The 25411-nt window shown below is 65.1% G+C and carries 20 protein-coding genes and 1 pseudogene; 12 read left to right on the top strand and 9 right to left on the bottom strand.

The window, feature by feature from the left end:
• The first annotated feature begins 32 nt into the window (after positions 1-32).
• The 4 genes from ACVWY3_RS28150 to ACVWY3_RS28135 all read left to right on the top strand — a co-directional run bounded on the left by ACVWY3_RS28150 (position 33) and on the right by ACVWY3_RS28135 (position 4135).
• Positions 33-1394, top strand: coding sequence for an FAD-dependent oxidoreductase (locus tag ACVWY3_RS28150; RefSeq protein ID WP_456841373.1), 1362 nt, complete (start codon positions 33-35; stop codon positions 1392-1394).
• 32 nt (positions 1395-1426) lie between these two features.
• The gene (locus ACVWY3_RS28145) at positions 1427-2431 is read left to right on the top strand and encodes an ABC transporter substrate-binding protein (RefSeq protein ID WP_456841372.1); all 1005 of its coding nucleotides are present in this window, start codon (positions 1427-1429) and stop codon (positions 2429-2431) included.
• Between the two features lie 113 nt (positions 2432-2544).
• On the top strand, positions 2545-3318 hold the full coding sequence (locus ACVWY3_RS28140; protein WP_456841371.1) for an ABC transporter ATP-binding protein: 774 nt from the start codon (positions 2545-2547) through the stop codon (positions 3316-3318).
• On the top strand, positions 3311-4135 hold the full coding sequence (locus tag ACVWY3_RS28135; protein ID WP_456841370.1) for an ABC transporter permease: 825 nt from the start codon (positions 3311-3313) through the stop codon (positions 4133-4135). The genes ACVWY3_RS28140 and ACVWY3_RS28135 overlap by 8 nt, the downstream gene beginning before the upstream one ends.
• Positions 4136-4206: 71 nt before the next feature.
• On the opposite strand, the gene gtdA is transcribed toward ACVWY3_RS28135, so the two are convergent.
• Positions 4207-5247 (bottom strand): gentisate 1,2-dioxygenase, encoded by a 1041-nt coding sequence (gene gtdA / locus ACVWY3_RS28130; RefSeq protein WP_456841369.1) that lies wholly within the window; start codon positions 5245-5247, stop codon positions 4207-4209.
• A gap of 186 nt (positions 5248-5433) precedes the next feature.
• Here gtdA and maiA point away from each other — a divergent pair, with 186 nt between their 5' ends.
• Positions 5434-6066, top strand: a complete 633-nt coding sequence (gene maiA, locus ACVWY3_RS28125; RefSeq protein ID WP_456841368.1) for a maleylacetoacetate isomerase — start codon at positions 5434-5436, stop codon at positions 6064-6066.
• Positions 6056-6568 (top strand): MarR family winged helix-turn-helix transcriptional regulator, encoded by a 513-nt coding sequence (locus ACVWY3_RS28120; protein WP_456841367.1) that lies wholly within the window; start codon positions 6056-6058, stop codon positions 6566-6568. Before maiA ends, ACVWY3_RS28120 begins: the two co-directional genes overlap by 11 nt.
• Before the next feature lie 227 nt (positions 6569-6795).
• Here the strand turns inward: ACVWY3_RS28120 and ACVWY3_RS28115 are convergent, their stop codons facing one another.
• The 4 genes from ACVWY3_RS28115 to ACVWY3_RS28100 all read right to left on the bottom strand — a co-directional run bounded on the left by ACVWY3_RS28115 (position 6796) and on the right by ACVWY3_RS28100 (position 11885).
• Positions 6796-8409: a benzoate-CoA ligase family protein gene (locus ACVWY3_RS28115; RefSeq protein WP_456841366.1), complete on the bottom strand. Its 1614-nt coding sequence runs from the start codon at positions 8407-8409 to the stop codon at positions 6796-6798.
• Entirely contained in the window at positions 8406-9560 is a 1155-nt protein-coding gene (locus ACVWY3_RS28110; RefSeq protein ID WP_456841365.1) for an FAD-dependent monooxygenase, read from the bottom strand. Before ACVWY3_RS28110 ends, ACVWY3_RS28115 begins: the two co-directional genes overlap by 4 nt.
• Positions 9561-9898: 338 nt before the next feature.
• Positions 9899-10729: a cysteine rich repeat-containing protein gene (locus ACVWY3_RS28105; RefSeq protein ID WP_456841364.1), complete on the bottom strand. Its 831-nt coding sequence runs from the start codon at positions 10727-10729 to the stop codon at positions 9899-9901.
• A gap of 154 nt (positions 10730-10883) precedes the next feature.
• Positions 10884-11885 (bottom strand): NADP-dependent oxidoreductase, encoded by a 1002-nt coding sequence (locus ACVWY3_RS28100; RefSeq protein ID WP_456841363.1) that lies wholly within the window; start codon positions 11883-11885, stop codon positions 10884-10886.
• Positions 11886-12098: 213 nt separating this feature from the next.
• On the opposite strand from ACVWY3_RS28100, the gene ACVWY3_RS28095 reads away from it, so the two are divergent.
• Both ACVWY3_RS28095 and ACVWY3_RS28090 read left to right on the top strand, forming a co-directional pair.
• Positions 12099-13394, top strand: a complete 1296-nt coding sequence (locus ACVWY3_RS28095) for a dicarboxylate/amino acid:cation symporter (RefSeq protein ID WP_456841362.1) — start codon at positions 12099-12101, stop codon at positions 13392-13394.
• Between the two features lie 12 nt (positions 13395-13406).
• Positions 13407-14324, top strand: a complete 918-nt coding sequence (locus ACVWY3_RS28090; protein ID WP_456841361.1) for an amino acid ABC transporter substrate-binding protein — start codon at positions 13407-13409, stop codon at positions 14322-14324.
• Between the two features lie 134 nt (positions 14325-14458).
• Here the strand turns inward: ACVWY3_RS28090 and ACVWY3_RS28085 are convergent, their stop codons facing one another.
• Positions 14459-15289, bottom strand: coding sequence for an ATP-grasp domain-containing protein (locus ACVWY3_RS28085; RefSeq protein ID WP_456841360.1), 831 nt, complete (start codon positions 15287-15289; stop codon positions 14459-14461).
• A gap of 374 nt (positions 15290-15663) precedes the next feature.
• Between ACVWY3_RS28085 and ACVWY3_RS28080 the strand changes: the two genes are divergently transcribed.
• From ACVWY3_RS28080 to ACVWY3_RS28070, 3 genes are all read left to right on the top strand, one after another.
• The gene (locus ACVWY3_RS28080) at positions 15664-16437 is read left to right on the top strand and encodes a ferredoxin--NADP reductase (RefSeq protein ID WP_456841359.1); all 774 of its coding nucleotides are present in this window, start codon (positions 15664-15666) and stop codon (positions 16435-16437) included.
• 426 nt (positions 16438-16863) lie between these two features.
• A complete protein-coding gene (locus ACVWY3_RS28075; protein ID WP_456841358.1) occupies positions 16864-18492 on the top strand; it encodes an FMN-binding glutamate synthase family protein in 1629 nt (542 codons plus the stop codon).
• An 85-nt stretch (positions 18493-18577) separates the two neighbouring features.
• Positions 18578-18817 (top strand): PilZ domain-containing protein, encoded by a 240-nt coding sequence (locus ACVWY3_RS28070; protein ID WP_456841357.1) that lies wholly within the window; start codon positions 18578-18580, stop codon positions 18815-18817.
• Positions 18818-18875: 58 nt separating this feature from the next.
• Here ACVWY3_RS28070 and ACVWY3_RS28065 read toward each other — a convergent pair.
• Positions 18876-20173, bottom strand: a pseudogene (locus tag ACVWY3_RS28065) (hemolysin family protein).
• A 234-nt stretch (positions 20174-20407) separates the two neighbouring features.
• On the opposite strand from ACVWY3_RS28065, the gene ACVWY3_RS28060 reads away from it, so the two are divergent.
• Positions 20408-22483: a methyl-accepting chemotaxis protein gene (locus ACVWY3_RS28060; protein ID WP_456841356.1), complete on the top strand. Its 2076-nt coding sequence runs from the start codon at positions 20408-20410 to the stop codon at positions 22481-22483.
• Positions 22484-22691: 208 nt separating this feature from the next.
• Here the strand turns inward: ACVWY3_RS28060 and ACVWY3_RS28055 are convergent, their stop codons facing one another.
• A complete protein-coding gene (locus tag ACVWY3_RS28055; protein ID WP_456843477.1) occupies positions 22692-24644 on the bottom strand; it encodes a carbohydrate porin in 1953 nt (650 codons plus the stop codon).
• A gap of 417 nt (positions 24645-25061) precedes the next feature.
• A complete protein-coding gene (locus ACVWY3_RS28050; protein WP_456841355.1) occupies positions 25062-25325 on the bottom strand; it encodes a hypothetical protein in 264 nt (87 codons plus the stop codon).
• Positions 25326-25411 lie beyond the last annotated feature (86 nt).

Genomic DNA, 25411 nt, shown 5'->3' with positions numbered 1-25411 from the left:
TGCAAGCAAGGAATTTTGGGAAGGAACGCACCATGCGGGCCATGATCGAAGAACCGGCACGGAAGGTGCCGCTCTACGGCGAATATGAAGTCGTCGTCCTCGGCGGCGGGCCGGCCGGCATTGTGGCGGCGGCCTCCGCGGCGCGGGCGGGGCGGAAGACACTGCTGATCGAGCGCTACGGTTTTCTGGGCGGCATGGGTACCGCCGCCGGCGTCACCAATTTTTGCGGCCTGCACGGCAATGTCTACGGCAAGGCGCATCGTCTGGTGCAGGGCATGGCGTCGGATCTGCTGGCGCGGATCGACCGCTTGGGCGGCCTCAATGCGCCGCACCTGATCCTCGGCAAAGTGTTTGCGCAGGCCTATGACACCGCGGCCTACAAGATCGCGGCCGATCAGCTGCTCGCCAGCCACAAGGTGCACATCCTCTTCCACGCCCTCGGCGCCGGCGTCGTGATGGGCCATAACAGCCGCATCGATGCGCTGCTGGTCGAGACCAAGGCCGGCCGGCAGGCGGTGCGCGCGGAGATCTTCATCGATTGCTCCGGAGACGGCGATCTCGCAATCTGGGCCGGCGCGCCCTACGAGATCGGCGACGAGCACGGCCATCCCCTCTATCCCTCGATGATGCTGCGGCTCAACGGCATCGACCCGGAGAAGGCGGGCGATGCCTGGCGGACCATCCCGCAATTGATGGAAAAGGCGGTTGCCGCCGGCACGCATACATTTCCGCGCAAGAGCGCGATCGTGCGGCCGCAAAAATCCGGCATCGAATGGCGGGTCAACTTTACGCAAGTCGCGCGTGAGGACGGCCATGCGATCAACGGTGTCGAGCCTGACGATCTCACCCGCGGCGAGATCGAGGGCCGCAAGCAGGCGCTCGCCGCCTTCGAATTCCTGCGCACCGTGCCGGGCTTTGAAAAATCCTACATCGTCGATTTGCCGCCGCAGCTCGGCATCCGCGAAACGCGCCGCATCAAGGGCGGCTATCAGCTCAGCGGCGAGGACGTGCTCGGCTGCGCCTCGTTCGAGGATTCCATCGGCGTCAATGGCTGGCCGATCGAGGCCCATGTTCCTGGCGATGTCGTCTTCACCTTCCCGCCGATCCCGGAATCGCGCGGCTACAACGAGCTGCCCTACCGGATGCTGGTGCCGGAAGGCGTCGACAATCTCCTGGTCGCCGGCCGCTGTGCCTCGATGACCCATGAGGGCCAGTCGGCTGCGCGGGTCTCCGGGGCATGTTTCGTGATGGGCGAGGCAGCCGGTTCCGCCGCCGCGCTGGCGCTCTCGGGAAACCGGATTCCGCGCGAAATCCCCATTGAAAAATTGCAGGAAACGTTGAAACAACAGGGCGCCTTCATCGGGCGGGACCAAATGGTGCCCGAGGGCCTGTGACGGTCTGCAAGACAAACGCGAGAGGAAACGGGATGATCGGAATTGCACGGCTCGCAGCTGCTGGCCTGTTGGCGATCATGGCCATGGGCGCGGCGCAGGCCGACGACGCGCTGAAGGCCAAGGTCGGCGTGCTCCGTCTGTCGTCCTCTGCGCCCGTCTTCATCGCGCAGGACAAGGGCTATTTCCGCGACGCCGGCCTCGATGTCGAGCTGAAGTTCTTCGATGCAGCGCAGCCGATCGCCGTCGCCACCACGTCGGGCGACGTCGATTTCGGCGTCACCGCCTTCACAGCCGGCCTCTACAATCTCGCCGGCAAGGGCGTGCTGAAGGTGATCGGCGGCATGAGCCGCGAGAAGGCCGGCTATCCCCTGATCGGCTACTTCGCCAGCAACAATGCCTATGCCGCCGGCCTGAAGACGCCGAAGGACCTCGCCGGCAAGCGCATTGCGGTCACGCAGGTCGGCTCGTCGTTTCACTATTCGCTCGGCCTGCTCGCCGACAAATACGGCTTCAAGCTCGCCGACGTGAAAATCGTGCCGCTGCAGTCATTGTCGAACGCGGCTGCCGCGCTCAAGGGCGAGACGGTCGACGCGGCGCTGCTGCCGGTCTCCACCGCGCGAAAACTGATGGACGAAGGCGGTGCAAAATTCCTGGGTTGGGTCGGCGACGAGACGCCCTGGCAGCTGGGTGCGGTGTTCGCTTCGCCGAAGACGCTGACCAACAAGGCGCTGGCGACGAAATTCCTCGGCGTGCTCGCAAAAGCCGACCGCGAATATCACGACGTCATTCTCGCTTCCATGAAGGACGGCGTCGCCCCGATCAATGACAAGACCAAGCCGCTGTTGGAGATCATCGCCAAGTACACCAACCTGCCGGTCGAGCAGGTGGTCGGCAACTGCGCCTATATCGATCCGGACGGCAAGCTGGACGTGAAGAACGTCGACAACCAGATCAAATGGCTGCAGGAGCAGGGATTCGCCGACAAGGGTTTTGATGCGAATGCGATCATCGCCAAGGATTATGTGAAGGCGGATTGATTCATGCCGCATGCACCCCACCATCGCCGTCATCCTTCGAGGCTCCCATCGCGATGCATTCGCATCGCGATGCTCGCACCTCAGGATGACGGGGAGAGAACAGGGCGTAATTCATGGACCTGATTGCCAACCACGTCACCCATCGCTTCGGCGATCTCGCCGTGCTCGACGATATCTCGTTTACCGTCGGCGCCGGCGAGGTGGTGGCGATCGTCGGTCCCTCCGGCTGCGGCAAGAGCACGCTGCTGTCGATCCTCGGCGGCCTGCTGCAGCCGACGTCGGGCGCGCCCGAGCTGCGCGGCGCGCCGCCGGCGGACAGTCTCAATCCGCTGACCTTCGTCTTCCAGGATTTTGCGCTGCTGCCTTGGGCCACGGTGGAGGAGAACGTCGAATTTCCGCTGCTGCACTCCCGGCTCTCGGTCACGCAACGGCGCGCGCTGGTGGACGACGCCTTGCGCCGCACGGGCCTGACCGATTTCCGCCAGACCTATCCAAAGCAGCTCTCCGGCGGCATGCGCCAGCGCGTCGGTATTTCGCGCGCGCTGGCGGTGAAGCCCGCCATCCTGCTGATGGACGAGCCGTTGTCGGCGCTGGATTCGCAGACGCGTGAGCTCTTGATGGAGGATTTCGTCCGCCTGCTCGCCGACGGCGGCATGGGCGCGGTCTATGTCACGCACAATCTGGAAGAGGCCGCGCGGCTTGCCGACCGCATTGTGGTGCTGTCGCGACGGCCGGGTCGCATTCGCGAGGTCGTCACGGTGCCGATGACGCGCGCGGCGCGCGGCGAAGCGGCAGCGCGGGAAAAGCTGCTGGCGCTTCAAAACCAGATCTGGTCGCTGATCCGCAGCGAAGCCATCGATGCCGAGCGCGAGGTGCAGCATGCTTGATCGGGCGCCGGCGGAAACTCTCGCAAAGGACGAAACGACCCGGCGCGTCCGCTTCCGCGGCGCAGGCTTCGTGCCCGCGTCGAGCCGCTTCGGCGGCTGGATCGCGCTGGCGCTCGTCATCGCGATCTGGCAGGCGGCCGGCAGCACCGGCCTGGTCAACCCACTGTTCCTGCCGGCGCCATCGGCGATCGTGCGGGCGATCTACGAGCTCGCGATCTCAGGCGCGCTCTGGCAGCATCTTTCGGCCTCGCTCCTGCGCATCGGCGTCGGCTGGCTGCTCGGGACCGCAGCCGGTGTCGCGGTCGGATTCGCTATCGGCCTGTCGAGGCTCGCGCGCAGCGTTGGCATCACCTTCATCTCGGCGCTGTTCCCGATTCCCAAGATCGCGCTGCTGCCGCTCTTGATCCTCTGGCTCGGCATCGGCGAAGAGCCGAAAATCGCGACCATTGCGTTAGGGGTGTTCTTCTCGACCGCGATCTCGGTCTATAGCGGCGTCGATGCGGTGCCGCGCAATCTCATCCGCATGGCGCAAAGCTTCAACGTGCCCTTCGCCACCATCGTCCGCAAGGTGATCTGGCCCGGCGCGCTGCCCGCGATTCTTGCCGGCTTCCGCATCACAGCCTCCGTTGCGCTCTTGCTCGTCGTCAGCGCCGAGATGATCGGCGCGCAATTCGGCATCGGCGCCTTCGTGCTCCAAGCCGGCAATCTGATGCAGACCGATCAACTGCTCGCGGGCGTGGTGATCCTGTCGGTGTTCGGCCTCGCGGTGGGGAAGGTGATCGGCTGGCTGGAGATGCGGCTGTTGCACTGGCGGTAGCCACGCTGTCGTCCCTGCGAAAGCACGTGTTCGCAGGGACGACACCGGATGTGAGGCGCGCGAACCCCACATCACGCGTTGCCGCGATCCTCCCGAAACAAATCCAGCTTCTGCTGCACCGGCCGGTCCGAGAAGCTGAACAGCACGGCATCCTCGTCCGCCTCGTGCGTCACCCAATGCCAGCTCGGCACCACGAACAAATCGCGCGGGCCCCAGTCGAACACGGCATCGCCGATCCGGCTGCGGCCGCGTCCCTCGATCGGACAGAACACCGTCGCGTCCGTCGATCGATAGCGCGCGGTGCTAAAACCCTTCGGCAGCAGCTGGACGAAGGTGCCGATGGTCGGCATCGCGAAATCGCCGGTCTCGGGGTTGCTGAACTTCAGCTTCAGCCCGTGGCAGGCGTCCCACTCCTGGCTCGCGCGAGCCTTCTCCAGCGCCTCGCGGGTGTAGGCGTAGGGATAGCTGAAGATCGGCGACGTCTTTGAGCTCCGCTTCACATCGACCGGCAGGAGGTTGTGGCCGTAGCGCGCAAAGCTGTCGCCGGCCGGTTTTGTGATCTTCTGCTGGTCCTCTTTCGAACCCTCCGCAAACGAGCAGTCGAAGAACTGCACCAGCGGAATGTCGAGGCCGTCCAGCCAGAACATCGGCTCATCAGTTTCATTGGAATGATCATGCCAGGTCATCGACGGCGTGATGATGAAGTCGCCGGGCTCCATCGCGGTGCGCTCGCCGTCTACGGCGGTGTGCGCGCCCTTGCCTTCGAGCACGAAGCGCAGCGCCGACTGGCTATGGCGGTGCGCGGGCGCGACGTCGCCGGGCACGACCATCTGCACGCCGGCATAAAGCGAGGTCGTGATCTTCGATTGTCCGCGCAGGCCCGGGTTCTCCAGCACCAGCACGCGCCGCTCGGCCTCCTTGGCCGTGATCAGCTTGCCGGCCTCGGTCATGTAGTCGCGGATGACGTCGAATTTCCAGAGGTGGGGCCGGCACGCGCTCCTCGGCTCGGGCGTGATCAGATCGCTCATCACGGTCCACAGCGCGGTGAGATTCTCGCCGTCGATCTTCTTGTAAAACGCCTCGCGTTCGGGCGTCTTGGTCACGGCTTCCATGGTGCGCTCCCGTTCGTTTTGTTGATTGACAGTATACTGACGATCTAGGTAGCGTCAACGCGGCGGACGGTCACCAGAGGCTGTCGTTCCGGGGCTCGCAAAGCGAGAACCCGGAACCTCGAGATTCCGGCTCGGCGCTGGCGCGTCGCCCCGGAATGACGGCGCAAATCAAAAGGGAGGGTCTCGATGAAGCTGCACGGCTATTTCCGCTCCAGCGCCGCCTATCGCGTGCGGATCGCGCTGAACCTCAAGGGCCTCGGCGCCGAGCACCTGCCGCATCACCTGCGCAAGGGGGAGCAATGCGCGCCCGCCTATCTCGCCATCAACCCGCAAGGCCTGGTGCCGGCACTGGAGAACGATGCGGGCGCAGTTCTGACCCAATCGGTCGCCATCATCGAATGGCTCGACGAGACCCATCCTAACCCGCCGCTGCTGCCGAAGGATCCGCTGCGCCGCGCCAAGGTGCGGGCGTTCGCGCTGGCAATCGCCTGCGACACCCATCCGGTGCAGAATTTGAAGGTGCTGGCGCGGCTGCGCGAGCTCGGCCTGGCCGAGGAGAAGGTCCAGGACTGGGCCGCCTGGGTCAACCGCGAGGGCCTGTCGGCCTGCGAGACGCTGATCAAGAACGAGCCCGGTCCGTTCTGCTTCGGCGATGCGCCGACGCTCGCCGACCTCTGCCTGGTGCCGCAGCTCGCCAATGCGCGCCGCTTCGGCGTCGATGTCTCAGCCTATCCGCGCCTGCTCAAGGCCGAGGCTGCGGCCAAGGCGCTGCCGGCCTTCGCCAATGCCGCACCGGAGAAGCAGGCCGATGCCGAGTAAGCCTGCGGCTCCCATCACGATCGACGCGGTCTATGCCGCGCCGGGCTACCTGTTCCGGCGCATGCAGCAGATCGCGGTTTCGATCTTCATGGAGGAGTGCAAGGCGTTCGATCTCACGCCGGTGCAATACGCGGCGCTGATCGCGATCCATACCCATCCCGGCATCGACGCGACGCGGCTGTCGGCAGTGATCGCGTTCGACCGCTCGACGCTCGGCAGCGTGATCGAGCGGCTCCAGGCCAAGGAGCTTGTCGAGCGCAAGCCGGCGCCCGAGGACAAGCGGATCAAGCTGCTCTATCTGACCAAGGCTGGCGCAGCGATCCTGCGCGAGATCATCCCCGCCGTCGAACGCGCCCAGGCCCGCATGCTGGAGCCGCTGAAGCCCGCCGACCGCAAGGCGCTGATGGGGCTGCTGACACAGCTCGTCGACCTCAACAACGAGGCCTCGCGCGTGCCGCTCCGGGCCGAGGATGCGCTGGAGCATCTGGGCAAGGCAGGGTGAGTAAAATGCTGCCTTCGCAACAATAACGGTGTCATTCCCCGCCACCGGGTCTCGCCTTCGGCGAGCCCGATGACAGGCTTCGGCGGGGAATCCAGTACGCCGCGCCTTCTCCGTACCCTCGCTCTCTGGGAATACTGGATCGCCCGCCCCAGTGCGCAAGTGCGCACAGGGCGGGCGATGACAGCGGATGTGTGGCGGCGCAAGCGCGCCCCTCACTTCCGTCGGTCTCACATCCTGAGCAACGCCTGGCGGTCGATCTTCCCCGTGCCCGTCTTCGGCAGCTCGTCGGTGAAGATCACCTCGCGCGGATATTTGTACGGCAGCAGCTTGCCTTTCACGTAATCCTGCAGCCGGCGCGTCGTCTCGCCCTGGTCCACCGCGCGGTTGTTCATCACCACCACCGCCTTCAGCGTCATGCGCCGGTCCGGCAGCTCGGCGGCGAACACGGCGCATTCGCGGATATCAGGGTGGTCGGCGAGGCAGAGCTCGACCTCGAGCGGATAGACCCACTGGCCGGAGATCTTGATCAGATCATCCGCTCTGCCGCGGAAGAAATGGAAGCCGTCGGCATCGCGCACGAAGCGGTCGCCGGTGTAGATCCACCCTGCATCGCGGATCGTCTCGGCGGATTTGTCCGGCCGGTTCCAGTACAGCGGCGTGTTGGAATCACCCCGTACCCACAGAATCCCTTCCTCGTTGTCGCCGACGTCACGGCCATCCTTGTCGCGCAGCGCGACCTCGTAGCCGGGCACGCGCAGGCCCGCGGCGCCGAGCTTCTTCCGCTCGGGACGGTTGGAGAGATAGATGTGCAGCACCTCGGTCGAGCCGAGGCCTTCGACGATCTCCAGCCCCGTGAGCGTCTTCCAGCCGTTGAAGACCTCGGCCGAGAGCACCTCGGCCGCAGAGAGCGACATGCGCAGCGACGAAAAATTCGTTTTGTCCGCGCCCTCCGCCTTGGTCAGCGACGTGTACAGCGTCGGCAGGCCGAAGAAGACCGTCGGTTTGTACTGCTCGATCGCTGCGAAGATCGCGGCGGGCTTCGGCTGGCCCGGCAGCAGCAGCGTCGCGGCACCGGCCGAGAACGGGAAGGTGACGGAGTTGCCGAAACCATAGGCGAAGAAGATCTTCGGCACCGAGAAGCAGATGTCGTCCGGCGTCAGCTTCAGCACGTTCCGCGCAAAGGCGACATCGCTATACGCCATGTCGTGCTGGAGATGCACGATGCCCTTGGGCCGGCCGGTCGAGCCGGAGGAGTACATCCAGAACGCCATCTCGTTGCGATGCGTCGGAGCTTCTGCCAGTTCAGCCGGGAATTGCGCGAGCCAGCTTGCCGCCGCGAGCGCCGCAGGCGCGGCATCCCCGCGCGCATCGCCATTGACAACGATCAGCGTGTGCAGCTTCGTATCCTTGCACGCCTCGGCATTGAAGCGCGCGCAGAACTCGGCGTCCGCCACGGCAACCGCCGCGGCGGAATCGGCGAGATAGAATTGCAAGAGGTCCGGCGGCGTCAGTGTGTTGATCAAGAGCGGCACGAAGCCGGCGCGCACCGCGCCGAAGAAGGCGGCCGGATAGGCCGGCGTGTCGTCGAGGAACAGCAGCACACGGTCGCCGCGCTTCAAGCCAAGCGAGACAAAGCCGTTGCCCCAGCGGCATGCCTCCGCGCACAGCTCGGCATAGGTCCGCGTGCCCGCCGGCCCGATCAGCGCGACCTTGTCGCCACGGCCTTTGCCGAGATTGTCGAACAGCACGCGGCCGGCGTTGTAAATGTCCGGAACGGCAAAGCCGATCTCGCGCGCCCCCGGGCTGTCGGCCGGCACCTGGTCAGGAATCACGTTGCTCATGCCGTAGCCTCGCCGCCGGCGTCTGCGCCGTTTCTGGTGGCCTCGTAACGCGCCATGAAGGCGGGCGACATATGGCGCAGGCGTGCATCGTCGATGCGGCCGGAGCGGGTGATGTAGCTGTAGGCAAAGTCCATCAGCTCGAGCTGCATGTGCTCGGCGAAATGCTCGTACCAGAAGGCGGAGGTGCGGGCGGCGTTGACGAGCTTCTGCACGATCGGTTTGCGCGCGGCCTGGTAGCGATGCAGCGCCGTCGACAGATGCGCATCCGATTCCAGCGCCTTGATCAGCGCGATGGCGTCCTCAATCGCGAGCCGCGTGCCCGAGCCGATCGAGAAATGCGCCGAATGCAGCGCGTCACCGATCAGCACCATGTTCTTGAACGACCAGTGCTCGTTCCAGACCCAGGGGAAGTTGCGCCACACCGACTTGTTTGAGACGAGGCAGTGGCCGCCGAGCGTGTCGGCAAACACCTCCTCGCAGACGCCCTTGGATTGCTCGACGTCCTTGTAGGCGAAGCCATAGGCCTGCCAGGTCGCGTGGTCGCACTCGACCAGGAAGGTGCTCATGTTCGGCGAGTAGCGGTAGTGATGCGCGTTGAAGACGCCGCGATCAGTCTTCACGAACGTCTGCGACAGCGTGTCGAAGCGCTTTGAGGTGCCGTACCAGACGAACTTGTTGGAGGAGTAGGACAGCGAGGTGCCGAAATCGCCTTCATAGGCGCGGCGCACCAGCGAGTTCAGCCCGTCGGCGGCGACGATCAGATCGTGGCCGTTGAGCTGGTCGATGGAATGGATCTGCGTGTCGAACCGCGACGTGACGCCGACATTGAGCGCGCGCTGCTGCAAGAATCTCAACAGCTCGAGCCGTCCGATCGAGGAGAAGCCGACGCCGTCGATGGCGACGCTGTCGCCATGCAGGCTCAGCGTGATGTTCTCCCAGCTTTCCATGTGCGGGGCGATCGCGTCGACCGTCTCGGGGTCGTCGGCGCGCAGGAACTCCAGGGCCTGGTCGGAGAACACGACGCCAAAGCCCCAGGTCGCGTCGGCCGGGTTCTGCTCGAACAGGTCGACCTGATCCTCGGGGTGACGCTTCTTCCAGAGATAGGCGAAGTAGAGCCCGCCGGGCCCCCCGCCAATCACGGCGATCCGCAACGTCTTCCTCCCTAATTGACAGTATACTTACTATCTTGGGGGTAGACTAATGTGCTCCGGCCTCCCACGCCAGCGGAATTATCGGTAAGGCGTGGCGCGTCGAAGCCCGCTCTCGGACACGCGTTTGCGCCTGTCCGAGACCGCTAGATGCGAACCATAGCCAAACCGGGCCGGATTGGCCACCCGGGCGGTCAGAGGCAGCGCTTCACGTCGACCCCGTCCACCAGCACCCGGGTGCAGCGAGCCACCGGAACCGGCTTGCGGACGCGACGGCAGCGTTGGGGCCGGCGCAGCCCGCGCGATAGACGCCGCGCAGTGGCGCGTGAAGTGTGCGTTGGCTAACGCGCCGCGAACGGTGCGAGCACGTCCTTGCACGCGGGCGACAGCGACGCGGCTTGGTTGGAGATACACTGGATGATGCGGCCGCCGCCGGGCGCGACGCCGGTACAGAGCGAGCGGATGTCGGCGCCGCAGGCGGAGCGGACGATGAACAGCTCTTCGCGCGGCCGCAGCGGGCGTAACGCGATCACGGCCGGCGCCGCAGCCGGTGCAGCACCGGCCGCTGGCGCTGCGGCTGCCACGCCGCCGCCACCAGCTGCGGCGGTTACGGCCTTCTCGCAGGCCGGCGAAACCTTGGCCTTGTTCTTCTCCAGGCATTCGAGCGCGGGGGCGCCGCCGGGCGGCACGCTGGCGCAGAACTTGGGATAATCCGCCCGGCACGCGCTCTTGACCGCAGCGACCTGTGTGCTGCTCGGTTGCTTTGCGGCCGCGGCCTTCGGAGCGGCTGCCGCTGCCGGCTTGGCCGCAGGCTCGGCGGCCGGCGCAGCTTCCGTTTTGGCTGGTTCGGATTTGGCTGGTTCGGATTTGGCCGGCTCAGACTTTGCGGGAGCAGCTTCGGTCTTGGGAGCCGCAGCGGGCTCGACCGCGCGGACCGCGGTTTGGCAACCCGCCGACAGATTGGACATGTTCTTTGCCAGACATTGATAGGCTTCCACGCCGCCCGGCGTCACGCTCGCGCAGTGCGCCATGAAGTCCGAGCGGCATGCGGAGCGGATGGCGCTCTTCTGCGCCTCGGTCGGGGCTTGCGCGAATGCGCCTGTTGCAGTTGCGAAGAGCGTCGCCGCGAGCAACGCGGTGCGCGTTGAAGCATGTTTCAACGTGTTGAACATTGGGGTGAATTCCTGCCCTGTCGGTAATGCCGACGCTTTATTAAAAGTGATGCAAACAATCGTCGCGCGTAATGTGTCGCAAGCGGCATCATTGGCCGCTTCGACCTCTACCGCAAGTCAATACTAGCTGTGCAATTGCGACCTTACTGCGTCGTCAGAGCTTGACCATGCGCTTGCCGCGGTTCTCGCCGGCCAGCAATCCGATCAGCGCCTTCGGCGTGTTCTCGAGGCCCTCGATGATGTCTTCCTGCACCTTCAGTCTGCCGGATTTCACCCAGGCCTGGAGGTCGGCGAGCGCGCGCTGGCTGTCCTTCATGTAGTCCATCACGATGAAGCCCTGCATCACCAGCCGTTTCACCACGATCAGGCCGGGCACGCCGCGCGGGCCGTGCGCTGAGGGCGCGCCGTCATATTGCGAGATCGCACCGCAGCAGGCGATGCGGCCGTAATTGTTCATCTGCGGCAGGCATGCTTCCAGAATGTCGCCGCCGACATTGTCGAAATAGACGTCGATCCCTTTCGGCGCCGCCGCGCGCAAGGCCTTGAACACCGCGCCATCCTTGTAGTCGACCGCCGCATCCAAGCCGAGCTCGGAGGTCAGCCAGTTGCACTTGTCGGCACCGCCGGCGATGCCGACCACACGGCACCCTTTGATCTTGGCGATCTGCCCGACGATCGAGCCGACCGAGCCTGCGGCCGCGGAGACCACGACGGTCTCGCCCTCGTTGGGCTTGCCAACCTCCAGCAAGCCGAAATAGGCGGTGAGGCCGGCGATGCCGAACACGCTGAGCAGATGCGTCATCGGCTCCAGCTTCGGCATCTTTGTCAGATGCTTTGCCGCCACCGCGGCATATTCCTGCCAGCCGGTGTCGCCGAACACGATGTCGCCTGCCGCGAGTCCCTCGGCCTTCGAGCTGACGACCTCGGCGATACCGCCGCCGGCCATCACGCTGTTGGCCTCCACGGCCGAACGATAGGTCGCGCCGTGCATCCAGGCGCGGTTGGCGGCGTCGAGCGAGATGTATCGCACGCGCAGCAAAGCCTCGCCGTCCTTCGGCTCCGGCATCGCACCATCGATCATGCGAAAATGTTCGGGGCCGAGCTTGCCGCTGGGCTTTTCCACCAGAAGGATCTGGCGATTGATGCTGCCGCTCATGGCGTTTCCCTCTTCATTTGTTTGACGATTATTGATGCAGCCGCCGCAAAGAAAACGTGCAAGCCACATTCGTTGTGCGCTGCATGAAGGCTAGATCGCGCGCCCTTTTCGCGCAATGGGAACATCTCGCCCCGAGCAGGTGCACGCAAAGCGTGTTGCGTCGCCGTGATATCTGCGACATCATGAAGCGGCCGATGTAGTGGGGGTCTTTCAATGTCGAACAGGTTTACGCAATACATTCTGGCCGCGATGGTGCTGGGCATCGTCATGGGGGCGGCGATCTTCAACTTCCTGCCCGATACGCGCGCCGAGTGGGCGTCCTCCATCAACCTGATCGCCATGATGTTCCTGCGCCTGATCAAGATGATCATCGCGCCGCTGGTGTTCGCGACCCTGGTCGGTGGCATCGCGCATATGGGCAGCGGCTCGCGGCTCGGACGCATCTTCGCCAAGACCATGGGCTGGTTCGTCACCGCCTCCTTCGTCTCGCTGCTGCTCGGCCTCGTCATGGTCAATCTGCTCCAGCCCGGCGCGAACTTCCCAGGCACGCTTCCCGCGGCGGGGCAATCGACCGGACTGCCGGTCTCGGCCTTCTCGATCGAGAAATTCCTGACTCATCTGATCCCGACCTCGATCGCGGACGCGATGGCGCAGAACGAGATCCTTCAAATCGTGATCTTCGCCGTGTTCTTCTCGGTGGCGATGGGCTCGATGCCGGAGCGCTCCAAGCCGATCCTGGCGATGATCGACGACGTCGCCCACATCATGCTCAAGGTGACGAGCTATGTGATGCTGTTCGCGCCGCTCGCGGTGTGGGCCGCCATCACCGCCACCGTCGCCAAGAACGGTCTCGGCGTGCTGTGGAAGCTCGTCGTATTCATGGGCGGCTTCTATCTCGCGCTCGCGATCCTGTGGGCCATCCTGGTGGTCGTCGGCTTCGTCGTGATCGGGCCGCGCTACAGCCATCTCCTGAGGCTGATCCGCGAGCCGCTGATGATCGCCTTCTCCACCGCGAGCTCGGAGGCGGCCTATCCGAAGACGCTGGAGGGCCTCACCAAGTTCGGCGCCTCGTCGCGGATCTCGAGCTTCGTGCTGCCGCTCGGCTACTCCTTCAACCTCGACGGCACGATGATGTACTGCACCTTCGCCAGCATCTTCATCGCGCAGACCTATCACATCGAGATGTCGCTCGCGACGCAGCTCGCGATGCTCGCGACCCTGATGATCACCTCCAAGGGCGTCGCCGGCGTGCCGCGCGCCTCGCTCGTGGTGATCGCCTCGACGCTGGCGCAGTTCGGCATCCCCGAGGCCGGCCTCTTGATGATCATGGGCATCGACACCTTCCTCGACATGGGCCGCAGCGCGACCAACGTGATCGGCAACTCGCTCGCCACCGCCGTGGTCGCGAAGTGGGAAGGCGAGCTCGGGCCCGAGCACGAGCTCGGACCGGGCGAGGTGGCGACGCCGGATATGGTGCCCGGCGAATTGCCCGCGATGGCCGGCCATTGACGGAGGTGCATCATGCGCCGCTCATTGGCGATATCGGGCGGCCTGTTGCTGGCAGCGTGTCTGCTGACAACCGGCGCCGCCGCGCAGACCGGCAGCGAAGGGCTTAGCCCGACGCTGTCGGCGATCAAGAACAGTCACACCGTGCGGCTCGGCTATCGCGAGAGCTCGCCGCCGTTCTCCTTCCTCGACCAGTCGGGCCGGCCGATCGGCTACAGTCTCGAATTGTGCGAGGCCATCGTCGAGGAGATCGGCATCGAGGTCGACGATCCCAATCTGAAGATCGACTACGTCAAGGTCACCTCGGACGACCGCATCGACGCGGTGCTCCAGAACAAGGTCGATCTGGAATGCGGCTCGACCACGGCCAACGCCGAGCGCGCCAGGCGCGTCGCGTTCTCGCCGTTGATCTTCGTCGCCGGCACCAAGCTGATGGTGCCGAAGGCGTCCGGTGTGCGGCAGCTGGCCGACCTCAAGGGCAAGACCATCGTGGTGACGAAGGGCACCACCAACGAGCAGGCGATCCAGGCGGCCGACAAGAAGTTTTCGCTCGGGCTGAACATCGTCACCGGCGCCGATCACGAGCAGTCCTATCAGATGCTCGTCGACGGCAAGGCCGATGCGTTCGCCACCGATGATATCCTGCTCTCCGGCCTGATCGCGCGCCACAAGGCGCAGGATAAGTTCCGCGTCACCGGCGATTACCTGTCCTACGATCCCTACGGCATCATGTTCCGTAAGGGCGAGCCGCAGCTCTCCGCCGTGGTCGAACGCGCCTTCCGCAAGCTCGGCTCCAACCGCGACCTCGTCCCGCTCTATAATAAATGGTTCACGGCAAGGCTACCCACCGGCGAGCGGCTGAACGTACCGATCTCGCTGCAGCTGGAAGAAGCCTTCAAGGCCATGGACGATTCCGCCAGCGCGAATAATTAGCTCGCTATCCCGTCATCCTGAGGTGCGAGCCTGGCGGTGCAGAGCACGCTGGGCGAGCCTCGAAGGATGAGCGGCCGGGATGCAGCGACAGCCCGGGCCGTGGCCCTTCGAGGGCCGCTGAAGAAGCAGCCGCCTCAGGATGACGGTGATGGTTTGGTGCTCGCGGAAGCATCCTTAAACACCCGGTCCAGCGCCGCGTCATAGGTCGCCTGCACCAGTTCCGGATGAAGCTTGCCCAGCGCCTCCATCATCACGCCGGAGTTGATCTCGAGCACCCGCCAGGCCCCATCGACGCGCACCACGTCGATCGAGGCGAAGGTGATGCCGATGGCGCTCGCGGCATCGATCGCGAGCTTCGCGCAGGCCGTTCGAATCTCGCCGTCCTCCAGCAGCACCGGCTTTGCGCCGGCATCGAGATTGTGTCGCCAATCCGCGCCGCGCTGCTTGCTGTAGACGATGCGGGGCGCATCACCAAGTAGCACGACACGGACCTCATCCTCGATCGCGACATAGGGCGAGATCACGAGCCCTGTGCTCATCGCAAAGACCTCGCTGGCGGCGTGGTCGAGTTCCGCCTCGGTCGTCACCTTGAACACCGATCGTCCCGACGTCCCCTCGTTCGGCTTCACCACCACGCCTTGCGGATGGTCGCCAAGCAGCTCAAGCATCTGCTCTCGCCAGGTGGCGCCGACGACATTCTTGCCCAGCTTCGGATTGAGGAAGAGGTGATGCGGAATGCAGGGAACGCCCGCAAGCGCAAGCGCATCGGCGGTAGCGGATTTGTCGTTGGCGAGACGATGGGCGACGGCGCTGTTGAGGCCGATATCGTAGCCGAAGGCGAAGCGGCGCTGATCGTCGAGGTGCATCGCGATCAGCCAGCCGCCGGCGCGGACATCGACCGCGATGCCGTGGTCCGCGCAATAGCGCCTGATCGCCTGGACGAAGATCCGCTCGCCGCTCGCCATCTGTCTCGACCGTATCGTGTCGCCAAAAGCCGCAAAAATCCGGGAATCGGCGCCATTCCGGGGTGAAAATCAGAGCTATTCTTAATGAAATTCTCGCGAGCGCGATGGAAATTAAGTGCTGCCATCGATCGCCCTCGGGAAAAGAAATTGCCCTTAAACGAGGCCCGGCAGCAAAACCGTTAATGATGCAGCCAATTCTGCGCCAAATGCCGGTTTGATCGGCATCAATTGCATTCGGAACGAGGTTGATTATTGGCCTCAATGGCGTAGATCACACACGCGAAATCCTCCGCCATGGCAATGGTGTCCGCCCCGTTTTCAGGGCCGGCAATGCTTTTGCCCTAAAACCGCAATTATTCGGAATATCGAAAATCATGAGCGCGTTTTACCGAGAGAAGGTTCTTTCCGTCCAGCACTGGACCGACACGCTGTTCAGCTTCCGCGCCACGCGCGACACCGGCTTCCGCTTCCAGAACGGCCAATTCGCCATGATCGGCCTCGAGGTCGACGGCCGCCCGCTGCTGCGGGCCTACAGCATGGCGAGCGCGAACCACGAGGAAGAGCTCGAGTTCTTCTCGATCAAGGTGCAGGACGGTCCGCTGACCTCGCGCCTCCAGAAGATCAAGGAAGGCGACACCATCCTGGTCGGCCGCAAGGCGACGGGCACGCTGATCACCGACAATCTCATTCCCGGCAAGCGGCTGCTGCTGCTCTCGACCGGCACCGGCCTTGCGCCGTTCGCAAGCCTGATCAAGGACCCCGACGTCTATGACCAGTACGAGAGCATCGTGCTGGTGCATGGCTGCCGCCAGGTCTCCGAGCTCGCCTATGGCGAGAAGCTCGTCGCGTCCCTGCGCGAGGACGAGCTGTTCGGCGAGCTGCTCGCCGACAAGCTGGTCTATTATCCGACCGTGACTCGCGAGCCCTTCCGCAACCGCGGCCGCATCACCGACCTCATCAACTCCGAGCAGCTCTTCAACGACATCGGGCAATCGCCGCTCGACATCGCGACCGATCGCATCATGATGTGCGGTAGCCCGGCGATGCTGGAAGAGCTGAAGGTGATGTTAGAAAGCCGCGACTTCATCGAGGGCTCGGGCAACAAGCCCGGCCATTTCGTGATCGAGAAGGCGTTCGTCGAGCGGTAGGCGCCGCTGAAAGGATGGCGCGATCCTGGCGCCCAACTCGTCGTCCCGGACAAGCGCAGCTCTTGGCAACGCGTAGCGTTGTCCAGCGCGGAGCGCCGATCCGGGATCGCCGCGCGAGTCCCGCGTCTGCGCTGACGCTTGCTCGGGACGACAGCTGAACTTGTGGGAACGCGTCTGCGCTCCAAAGGGAGCTGGTCCAGGCCATTAGCCCGGCCGTCCCGCTTCTCTGCTGCACTGCAAAACCCGCCCGCCGGGCTGGTTGATCTTGCTCGGCCGAATTCGCTAGCCTGAAACAATGGCCGCGTCATATCCGTATGACAGGCGCGGGCGTATCGTACCGCCCTCATGCTGACCAGAGGAGGGATCGTGGCCGACGCCAACAACAAGCAAGAATCGCCCAAACGTCTGCCACTGGCGGAAGAGGGAATGCTAGAGACCCTGCTGCTGCCGTTCTCGCCGCGCTTCATCGTGCTGACGACCTGCGCGGTGGTCACTGCGCTTCTGGTCGGCATCGGCATCGCCGACCGCAAGATCTTCGACATCCTGCAGATCCCGATCGCGATCTTCGGCGCCCTGACGCTGCTCGGCGTCCGCGATCTCATGCAGAAGAGCCACGCGGTGCTGCGCAACTATCCGATCTCGGCGCATATCCGCTTCCTGCTCGAAGAGATCCGCCCGGAGATGCGGCAGTATTTCTTCGAGAGCGAGAAGGACGGCATGCCGTTCTCGCGCGACACCCGCGCGGTGGTCTATCAGCGCGCCAAGATGCAGCTCGACAAGCGGCCGTTCGGCACCCAGGAAGACGTCTACCGCGAGGGCTACGAATGGATGCACCACTCGGTGGCGCCGAAGACGCATGCCGAGGAGAAATTCCGCGTCACCATCGGCGGTCCCGATTGCACCAAGCCTTACTCGGCCTCGGTGTTCAACATCTCGGCGATGAGCTTTGGCGCGCTCAGCCCGAATGCCGTGCGCGCCTTGAACGCGGGCGCCAGGAAGGGCAACTTCGCGCATGACACCGGCGAAGGCGGCGTCAGCCCCTATCACCGCGAGATGGGCGGCGACATCATCTGGGAGATCGGCTCTGGCTATTTCGGCTGCCGTCACCTCGACGGCACGTTCGATCCGGAAGCCTTCGCGCGCGTTGCATGCGAGGACCAGATCAAGATGGTCGAGCTCAAGATCAGCCAGGGCGCCAAGCCCGGCCATGGCGGCGTGCTGCCGGCGGCAAAGGTGTCGGAAGAGATTTCCAAGATCCGTGGCGTCGCCATGGGCGAGGACTGCATCTCGCCGGCCTCGCACCGCGCCTTCTCGACGCCCGTCGGCATGATGCAGTTCATCGCCGAGATGCGCCGCCTCTCCGGCGGCAAGCCGGCCGGCTTCAAGCTGTGCATCGGCCATTCCTGGGAATTCCTGGCGATCTGCAAGGCGATGCTTCAGACCGGCATCTATCCGGATTTCATCGTCGTCGACGGCAATGAAGGCGGTACCGGCGCCGCACCGCTGGAGTTCATGGACCATCTGGGCATGCCGATGCGCGAGGGCGTCAATTTCGTCCACAACGCGCTGGTCGGCATGAATGCGCGCGACCGCATCAAGATCGGCGCCTCCGGCAAGATCGCCACCGCCTTCGACATGGCGCGTGCGATGGCGATCGGCGCCGACTGGTGCAATTCGGCGCGCGGCTTCATGTTCTCGCTCGGCTGCATCCAGTCGCTGAGCTGCCACACCGACCGCTGCCCAACCGGGGTCGCGACCCAGGATCCGACCCGGGCGCGCGCTCTCTACGTGCCGCTCAAGATCGATCGCGTGCACAATTATCACCTCGCGACGCTACACTCGCTGACCGAGCTGATTGCCGCCGCGGGCCTCACCCATCCGCAGGAGCTGCGCCCGATCCACTTCACCCAGCGCACCTCGACCACCGACGTGAAATCCTTCGCCCAGCTCTATCCGGCGCTGCGCCCGGGCGAGCTGCTCGAAGGCACGGAAGATCCGCGCTTCCGCGACGCCTGGCGCATGGCGCAGGCGGAGACGTTCCAGCCGGCGCTGTGAGAAGCCGGCGGCGGCGCACTGGAAAATGGTTGCGAGCGGAGGATGGGCTTAACCTCCGGTTCAACTTTGGGTCTAGATTGTTCCCATGGACGAGCGACGCGACAAGGCCCGACATCGGGTGTTGAAAGCCGGAACGATCGAGTTCGGCGGCGGCGCGATCGATTGCACCGTTCGCAATTTCTCCGACACCGGCGCCGCGCTCGACGTCACCAGCCCGGTCGGCATCCCCGAACATTTCACCCTGTTCGTCACCGCCAATGGCACGCATCATCCCTGCACCGTGGTGTGGCGCAAGGAAAAGCGGATCGGCGTGAAGTTCGGGTGAAGCTCCGCGTTTGACGCGAGCTCCAGCCTCAAGCCCCGCGGACAGCGGAGGGTCAGCCTCACCCCGTCTCCACCTCACTCAACCGGCTCGCCAATATCTTGTCGATGCGCCGGCCGTCGAGATCGACCACCTCGATGTGCCAGCCGCCGAAGTCGAAGGCGTCGCCGACATTGGGCAGCACGCTGAACTGTTGCAGCACGAGGCCTGCCACCGTGTTGTAGCGGTGCGGCGGCAGCTCGATGCCGAGCAGCTCGCCGAACTCGTCCACCGGCTCATCCAGCCGGAGATCAGAAGCGAGTCGTCCTCGCGCCTGACATAGGCCGGCTCCGGCGGCCCCTCCTCCGAATGGAAGGCGCCGACGATCGATTCCAGGATATCGGCGGCGGTCACCATGCCTTCGAACGCGCCGTATTCGTCGTAGACGAGGCCGACATGAACCGGCGCGGCCTTCAGGATCGTCAGCACGTCGCGCGCGTCGGCCGAGGCCGGAATGCCGGGCGCCTCGCGCACCAGCGCGCGCAAATCCGGCGAGCGCTCGTTCATATGCGCGATCAGCAGATCCTTGGCCTGGAGCACGCCGATCGGCTTGTCGCGGTCGCCGTCCGAGACCGGAAAGCGCGAATGCGGGCTCTTGACGATGATCTCGCGAATTTCTTCCGGCGGGTCGTTCAGATCGATCTCGTCGACCTCGGTGCGCGGGGTCATGACGGCGCCGACCGGGCGGTCGCCGAGCCGCATCACGCCGGCGATCATCTCCTTCTCGCCCGGCTCGAGCACGCCGGCGCTTTCGGCCTCGCTGACGAGGTGGTGGATCTCGTCCTCCGAGACCTTCTCCTCGGCCTTGCCGCCGCGGCCGAGCAGCGTGAGGATCAGCTTGCCGGAGACGTCGAGCAGGAACACCAGCGGCAGCGAAATCTTCGCCAGCAGGTGCATCGCCGGCGCGACCCTGACCGCGATGCTTTCGGGGTCGCGCAGCGCCACCTGCTTCGGCACCAGCTCGCCGACGATCAGCGTGGCGTAGGTGATCAGCGTGACGACGATGCCGACGCCGATGATGTCGGCAATCCCGGCGGACAGGCCAAGCTCGAGCAGCCATTGCGTCAGCCGCTGCCCGAGCGTGGCGCCGGAGAACGCGCCCGAGAGCACGCCGACCAGCGTGATGCCGATCTGCACCGTCGAGAGGAATTTTCCGGGATCGGCCGCCAGCGTCAGCGCCCGCTCGGCGCCGCGCACGCCCTTGGCCGCGAGCAGCGACAGCCGGGCCGGGCGGGACGACACCACAGCCAGCTCCGACATGGACAAGAGGCCGTTGATGACGATCAGGACGACGACGATCACGAGTTCGACGGAGAGCATTGACGTTCCGGTTGTAAGCAAGTGTGGCCGGCCGGCGGCACAAGCATTGATATAGGTATTTTGCGATGAGATGCCGGCAATTCTGTCGCATCCACCCTGCAGGAACCTTTTGGCGGTGCGCGCCCGCGACGACACGACATCCGCGGAACTACGGGCATGCCGTTGCTTAACGGGCTCTTAGCCGCGGGCAGCTAGGTTGTCGACATTTGCAGGAATGTATTCGGGGACCCAAGGATGCGGATCGGGAAGCTTTTCGCACTGTCGATGCTGACGGTGACGGTTTTTGCAGTCATTCTCGGCGCCGAGGTGCTCGTACCCCAGACCCGCATCTTCACGAACCGCTCCGACGCGATCAAGACGGTCGAGGCCTTTGGTGCGACGCTGATGGTCAGCCAGCAGGTCGCCGGTCTTCGCGCCCCCTACATCTCCCCGATCTTCCAGGAAGGCGCCGCGACGCAGGCCCAAATCGACGGTGCCGCGAAGGCCGCCAAGGCCGCCGAGGCTTCGTTCGAAGGCGCAAGGCGGGCCGTCATGGTGCTGGATGACGGTGCATCGATGGCTGACAGTCTCGACCGCACCCTGCGCCGGCTGAAGGAGATCACCACGACGGCTGATCGCGCGATGAGCGTTCCTCTCGCTGCGCGCGACGGCGCCGTGATCAAGGGCTTCCTGCCCGGCGTCGCCGAGGTCATCGCCAATATCGAGCCGATCATGAACCGGCTGGAGGGGAAGGTCGTCAATACCGACTCCTCGCTTGCGGCGCTGTTGAGCCTGGCACGCACGGCTCAAGATCTGCGCGTCTCCGCCGGCAGCCGCGCCGCCACGTTGTCGCCGGCGCTGAGCGCGCGGCGGCCGCTCACGACAGCCGAGTTCTCGCTGATGGACCGCATGCAGGGCCGGGTGGAGACCGATCGCGAACACATCGAGGCCAGCGTCGACCAGCTCGGAAGCCCGCCCCGGATCGCCGCCGCATTGAAGGCGGCAACCGAGTCCTATTTCGGCAAGGCCGCGCTTGCGGTCGAGAAGGAGATGCCTGCCGCGCGAGCGGACGGCAAGTATGGCATCAGCGCCGACGAACTCGCGAGCGTCATCGTGCCGGCCATCCAGATGTTCTACGGCGTGCGCGACGCCGCGCTGGCGGAAGCGGCCGAGCGCGCCGCGGCCGCGCGCGATGGCGCGCTGGCGATGCTCGCGCTCGCCGCCGTCGCCGTGCTGGCGCTGCTCGGGACGCTCGCGGGCGTGACCATGATGCTGCGCAGCCGCGTGGTGACGCCGCTCGGCCGGCTCGCGGACGTGATCGGAACGCTCGCCGCCGGACGGCAGGAGGTCGAGATCCCCGCGACCGGCCGGAACGACGAGATTGGCCAGGTGGCCGGCTCGCTCCAGCATTTCAAGGATTCGCTGCTCGCCAAGAGGGCCGCCGACGAGGCTGCCGCGGTCGAGGCCGAGGCCAGGCTCAAGCGCAGCCAGCGCATGGACCAGCTCGCGCGCGAGTTCGAGGCCATGATCGGTGACGTCATCAATACCGTTTCGTCGGCATCGTCGGAGCTGGAGGTCTCGGCTGGAACGCTGACCAGCTCGGCCGATCAATCGGAAAAGGTCACCGCGACCGTTGCCGCCGCCTCGGAGCAGGCCTCCACCAACGTGCAGACGGTTGCCGCGGCGGCCGAGGAAATGGCCTCCTCGGTCGACGAGATCAGCCGTCAGGTCCAGGACTCCGCGCGCATCGCCGGCGAGGCGGTGCAGCAGGCGGAGCGCACCAACGGCCATGTCGGCGAGCTCGCCAGGGCCGCGGGCCGGATCGGCGACGTCGTCGAGCTCATCAGCCAGATCGCGGGCCAGACCAATCTTCTGGCGCTCAACGCCACCATCGAGGCGGCGCGCGCGGGCGAAGCCGGGCGCGGCTTCGCTGTCGTCGCCTCCGAGGTCAAGGCGCTGGCGGAGCAGACCGCCAAGGCCACCGGCGAGATCAGCCAGCAGATCACGGAAATCCAGACGGCGACGGAAGACTCCGTCGGCGCCATCAAGGCGATCGGCGACACCATCACCCGCATGTCTGAGATCGCGTCCGCGATCGCCTCGGCTGTCGAGGAGCAGGGCGCGGCCACGCGGGAGATTTCCCGCAATGTGCAGCAGGCCGCACGCGGCACCCAGCAGGTCTCCGCCAGCATCGTCGACGTGCAGCGCGGCGCGAGCCAGACCGGATCGGCCTCCTCCAACGTGCTCACGGCGGCCAGATCGCTGTCCGGCGAGAGCGGCCGTCTCAAGGTCGAGGTCGGAAAATTCCTGGACGCGATCCGCGCGGCGTAAGGATCGAACACACCTGGCCGCCGGGGCGCGCGACCGGATTTGAAGAGCGGCGTCTCTGTGGCGCATCCTTCGAGACGCCCGCCTGCAGCGGGCCCTCAGGATGAGGCGGAGTGCGTAGCAACAATTCCGACGGGCACCGATGCCGCTTAGCCTCATCCTGAGGAGCCCGTGAAGCGGGCGTCTCGAAGGACGAGGCGCGCGCCGCAGCTCAGAACTCGCCGTGCAGCCGTCCGGAGAATACCGACACCGGGCCGCGATCCGCGTTGTAGGCGGGATTGACGATGAGCTGGTAGTCGGCGGTGAGGGTGAGATTCTTGTTCAGGGCGTAGGCGTAATAGGTTTCGAGGATGCGCTCGTTGCGGTAGTTCAGCGCACCGTCGCCGACCAGCACGCCGAGGCCGCCCGCAGCGAGGAAGGCGCGATAGTCCTGCGACAGTCCGTTGATGGCGCCGCCGATGCCGATCACGTCGTCGGGCCGGCCCCATTTGGTGCCCTTGATCGACAGTCCGCCGGACAGGCTGCGGTTGATGTCGGTGAACGCAAGCGTCTCGGTCTTGCCGTCGTTCCAGCTCCAGCGGCCGAACAGTCCGAGATCCTCGGTGATCGCCTGCTCGAGGTTGACGACATAGCCGACCTTGAGCCGGCCGCGCCGGGTCTGCGCGATGTCGAGATTGAGCGCCGGGTTGTCGAGCGTCTCGCGGAAGCTGCCCATGTTGGCGCTGTCGACCCAGCCCATGGTCCTGAGCTTGCCGGGCTGGCCGAACAGGGAGAAGCGCGTTTCAAGCTCGAGCACGTACTGGCCACGCTCGCCGACCCTGGTGTCGAAGTGATTTGAATTGGACTCCGCGACCATCAGGAAATAGCCGCCGCGCAGTGCCCATTGCTTCTGGTTGAGCTCGGCGGTGACGCCGTAGGTGAGCCCGACCTTGTCGGCGGAATAGTCGAAGGCACCGGGCGCCCAGATCGACCAGTTGATGAAGTCCTTGCGGGTGTCCTTGGCATAGGCATTGCCGTCGAACACGTCGATCACCGCGAACTTGCCGGCTTGCACGGTGAGGCGGGACACGTCGACCTTCTGGCCGAGTTGCAATTGCCCGCTCGCAAGCTCCTCCTGCTCGCCGCCGAAGCCGAAGGTCTGGCGCACGAACAGGCGCGAGGTGTTGTAGTGCGGGTAGGCAAAGTTCGACTTCTGCGCCTCGCCATTGGGGAAGCCGGCAGCCCCGACCGTGTCGTTCAACCCAAAACCCTGGAGCAGCTCGGGATTGTAATAGACCTCGCCGCCGTCCCACAGCCTTGCGTTCAGGAACAGGCTGTTGCTCCAGGTCGCCTTGGCCTGCCGCGACGGCGAGAGCGAGTTCGGTCCGCTGTAGAGGGCGGGGAACGACGGATAGCCTTGCGGCAGATAGGTGCTCTGGCCGTGGATTTCCCAGCGATCCGATTCCGTGTCGATCAGCGAGCTGTTCGGGTTGTAGCCCGGCAGGCCCGGCCAATCGACCTTGCGGTTGAGGCCAAGCCTGACTGATTGGACGTCGAGCGAAGACGAGCTGTATTGAGCCCCCGTGGAGAAGGCGACGTTGGCGCCGTCGAAGCGGCTGTAGAGATATTCGAGCCGCGCGCTCCAATGCGGTGCGAAGCCGTATTCGACGCCGGCGCCCGCGATCCAGCCGGGCCGCGTGTTCAGGATTTTCGGCACAGCTTGGCCGGCGGCCGGCGCGTCGAAATAGCGTTCGCCCATCCACGCAAAGCCGCCGGTGGCGTAGACGAGCCACGGGCCGCTGGTGTAGCCGACGCGGCCGCGCAGGCTGGCGGTGTAGTCCCAGTGCTGCGTGACCGTGTTGGCCGGCGTTGCCAGGAACGACACGATCGAATTCGAGGTGATGTAGCTGGGAAACGAGAAATCGCCTTCCACGCCGACCAGCCAGCCGGAGTTGAAGCGGTAATTGTAGCCCGCCTGCACGCCGCCGATCATGCCGCTGAAGACGCTGCCGTCGCCGCGTGCAGTGCCGTCGTTCAGGGCAAAGTGCGACGAACCTCGGCTGTAGCCGGCATGCGCGCCGATATAGAAGCCGGTCCAATCATAAACCGCTCTCAGCGCCGGCGCCTTCAGCGGCAGATCGGCAGCAAAGCTCGCGGCGGGACAAGCCAGCACGCCCGAGGCCATCGCCGCGGCCGTGCGCAAATACCTGTAACGGTGACCTCTCAACGTCAAACGAACGCCCCCAAACGCGAATGCACCCACCCGCTGCGATATCCCTGCCGATTCGCGGCGATCCTGTCATCAGGTCCCGATTGTCCTCGCCGTTGCCCCGGATGATCCGGTTTCGACGCGTTTTCTTCCCAAGTCCCTGCAGGTGCTACGGAGCTTATTGCGAGTAATTCGCAATAGCAACTAGTGCGGATTGCCGCAGGTCGTGGTTCGCACCCTTGTGTGACGGGACTGCAACAAATTCCCAGGCTCCCCAAATGGATGACCCGCCCGGGGGGAACAGCCGGGCGGGTCGGGGGCACGACACGGGGTGGATGAGGCGCCCGTGTCGGACGCAGGATCCACGTGTGAGATCGGCCTCAGGTACCTCAATCAGTAGCAGGTGCGAACGCGGCCGACGTACTGGCCGAAGGCGTTGTATTGGGCGACCCAGCCGCAGCGGTGATAGCCGTAATAGTAGGGGTCGTTGCTGGCGGCGATCGCGGAGCCGACCACAGCGGCGGTGGCGATACCGGCGCCGACACCGAAGACCCAGCCGGGCGGCTTGGCCTGCGCCTGCGAAGTGGTGGACGCCATGGTGCCGGTGACGGCGAGGGCCGCGAGAGCTGTGGCGGCAATCTTGGTCTTGATCGACATGGGAAACTCCATCCGGGTTGAGGCGGTCCATTGTGGTCCGCGTGTCCAATTGGACGGAGACTTGTCGTGTCCGGTTCGAAAGCGCC

It is taken from the genome of Bradyrhizobium sp. USDA 4486 (assembly GCF_054057995.1).
This window is presented reverse-complemented; position numbering and strand designations above follow the sequence as displayed.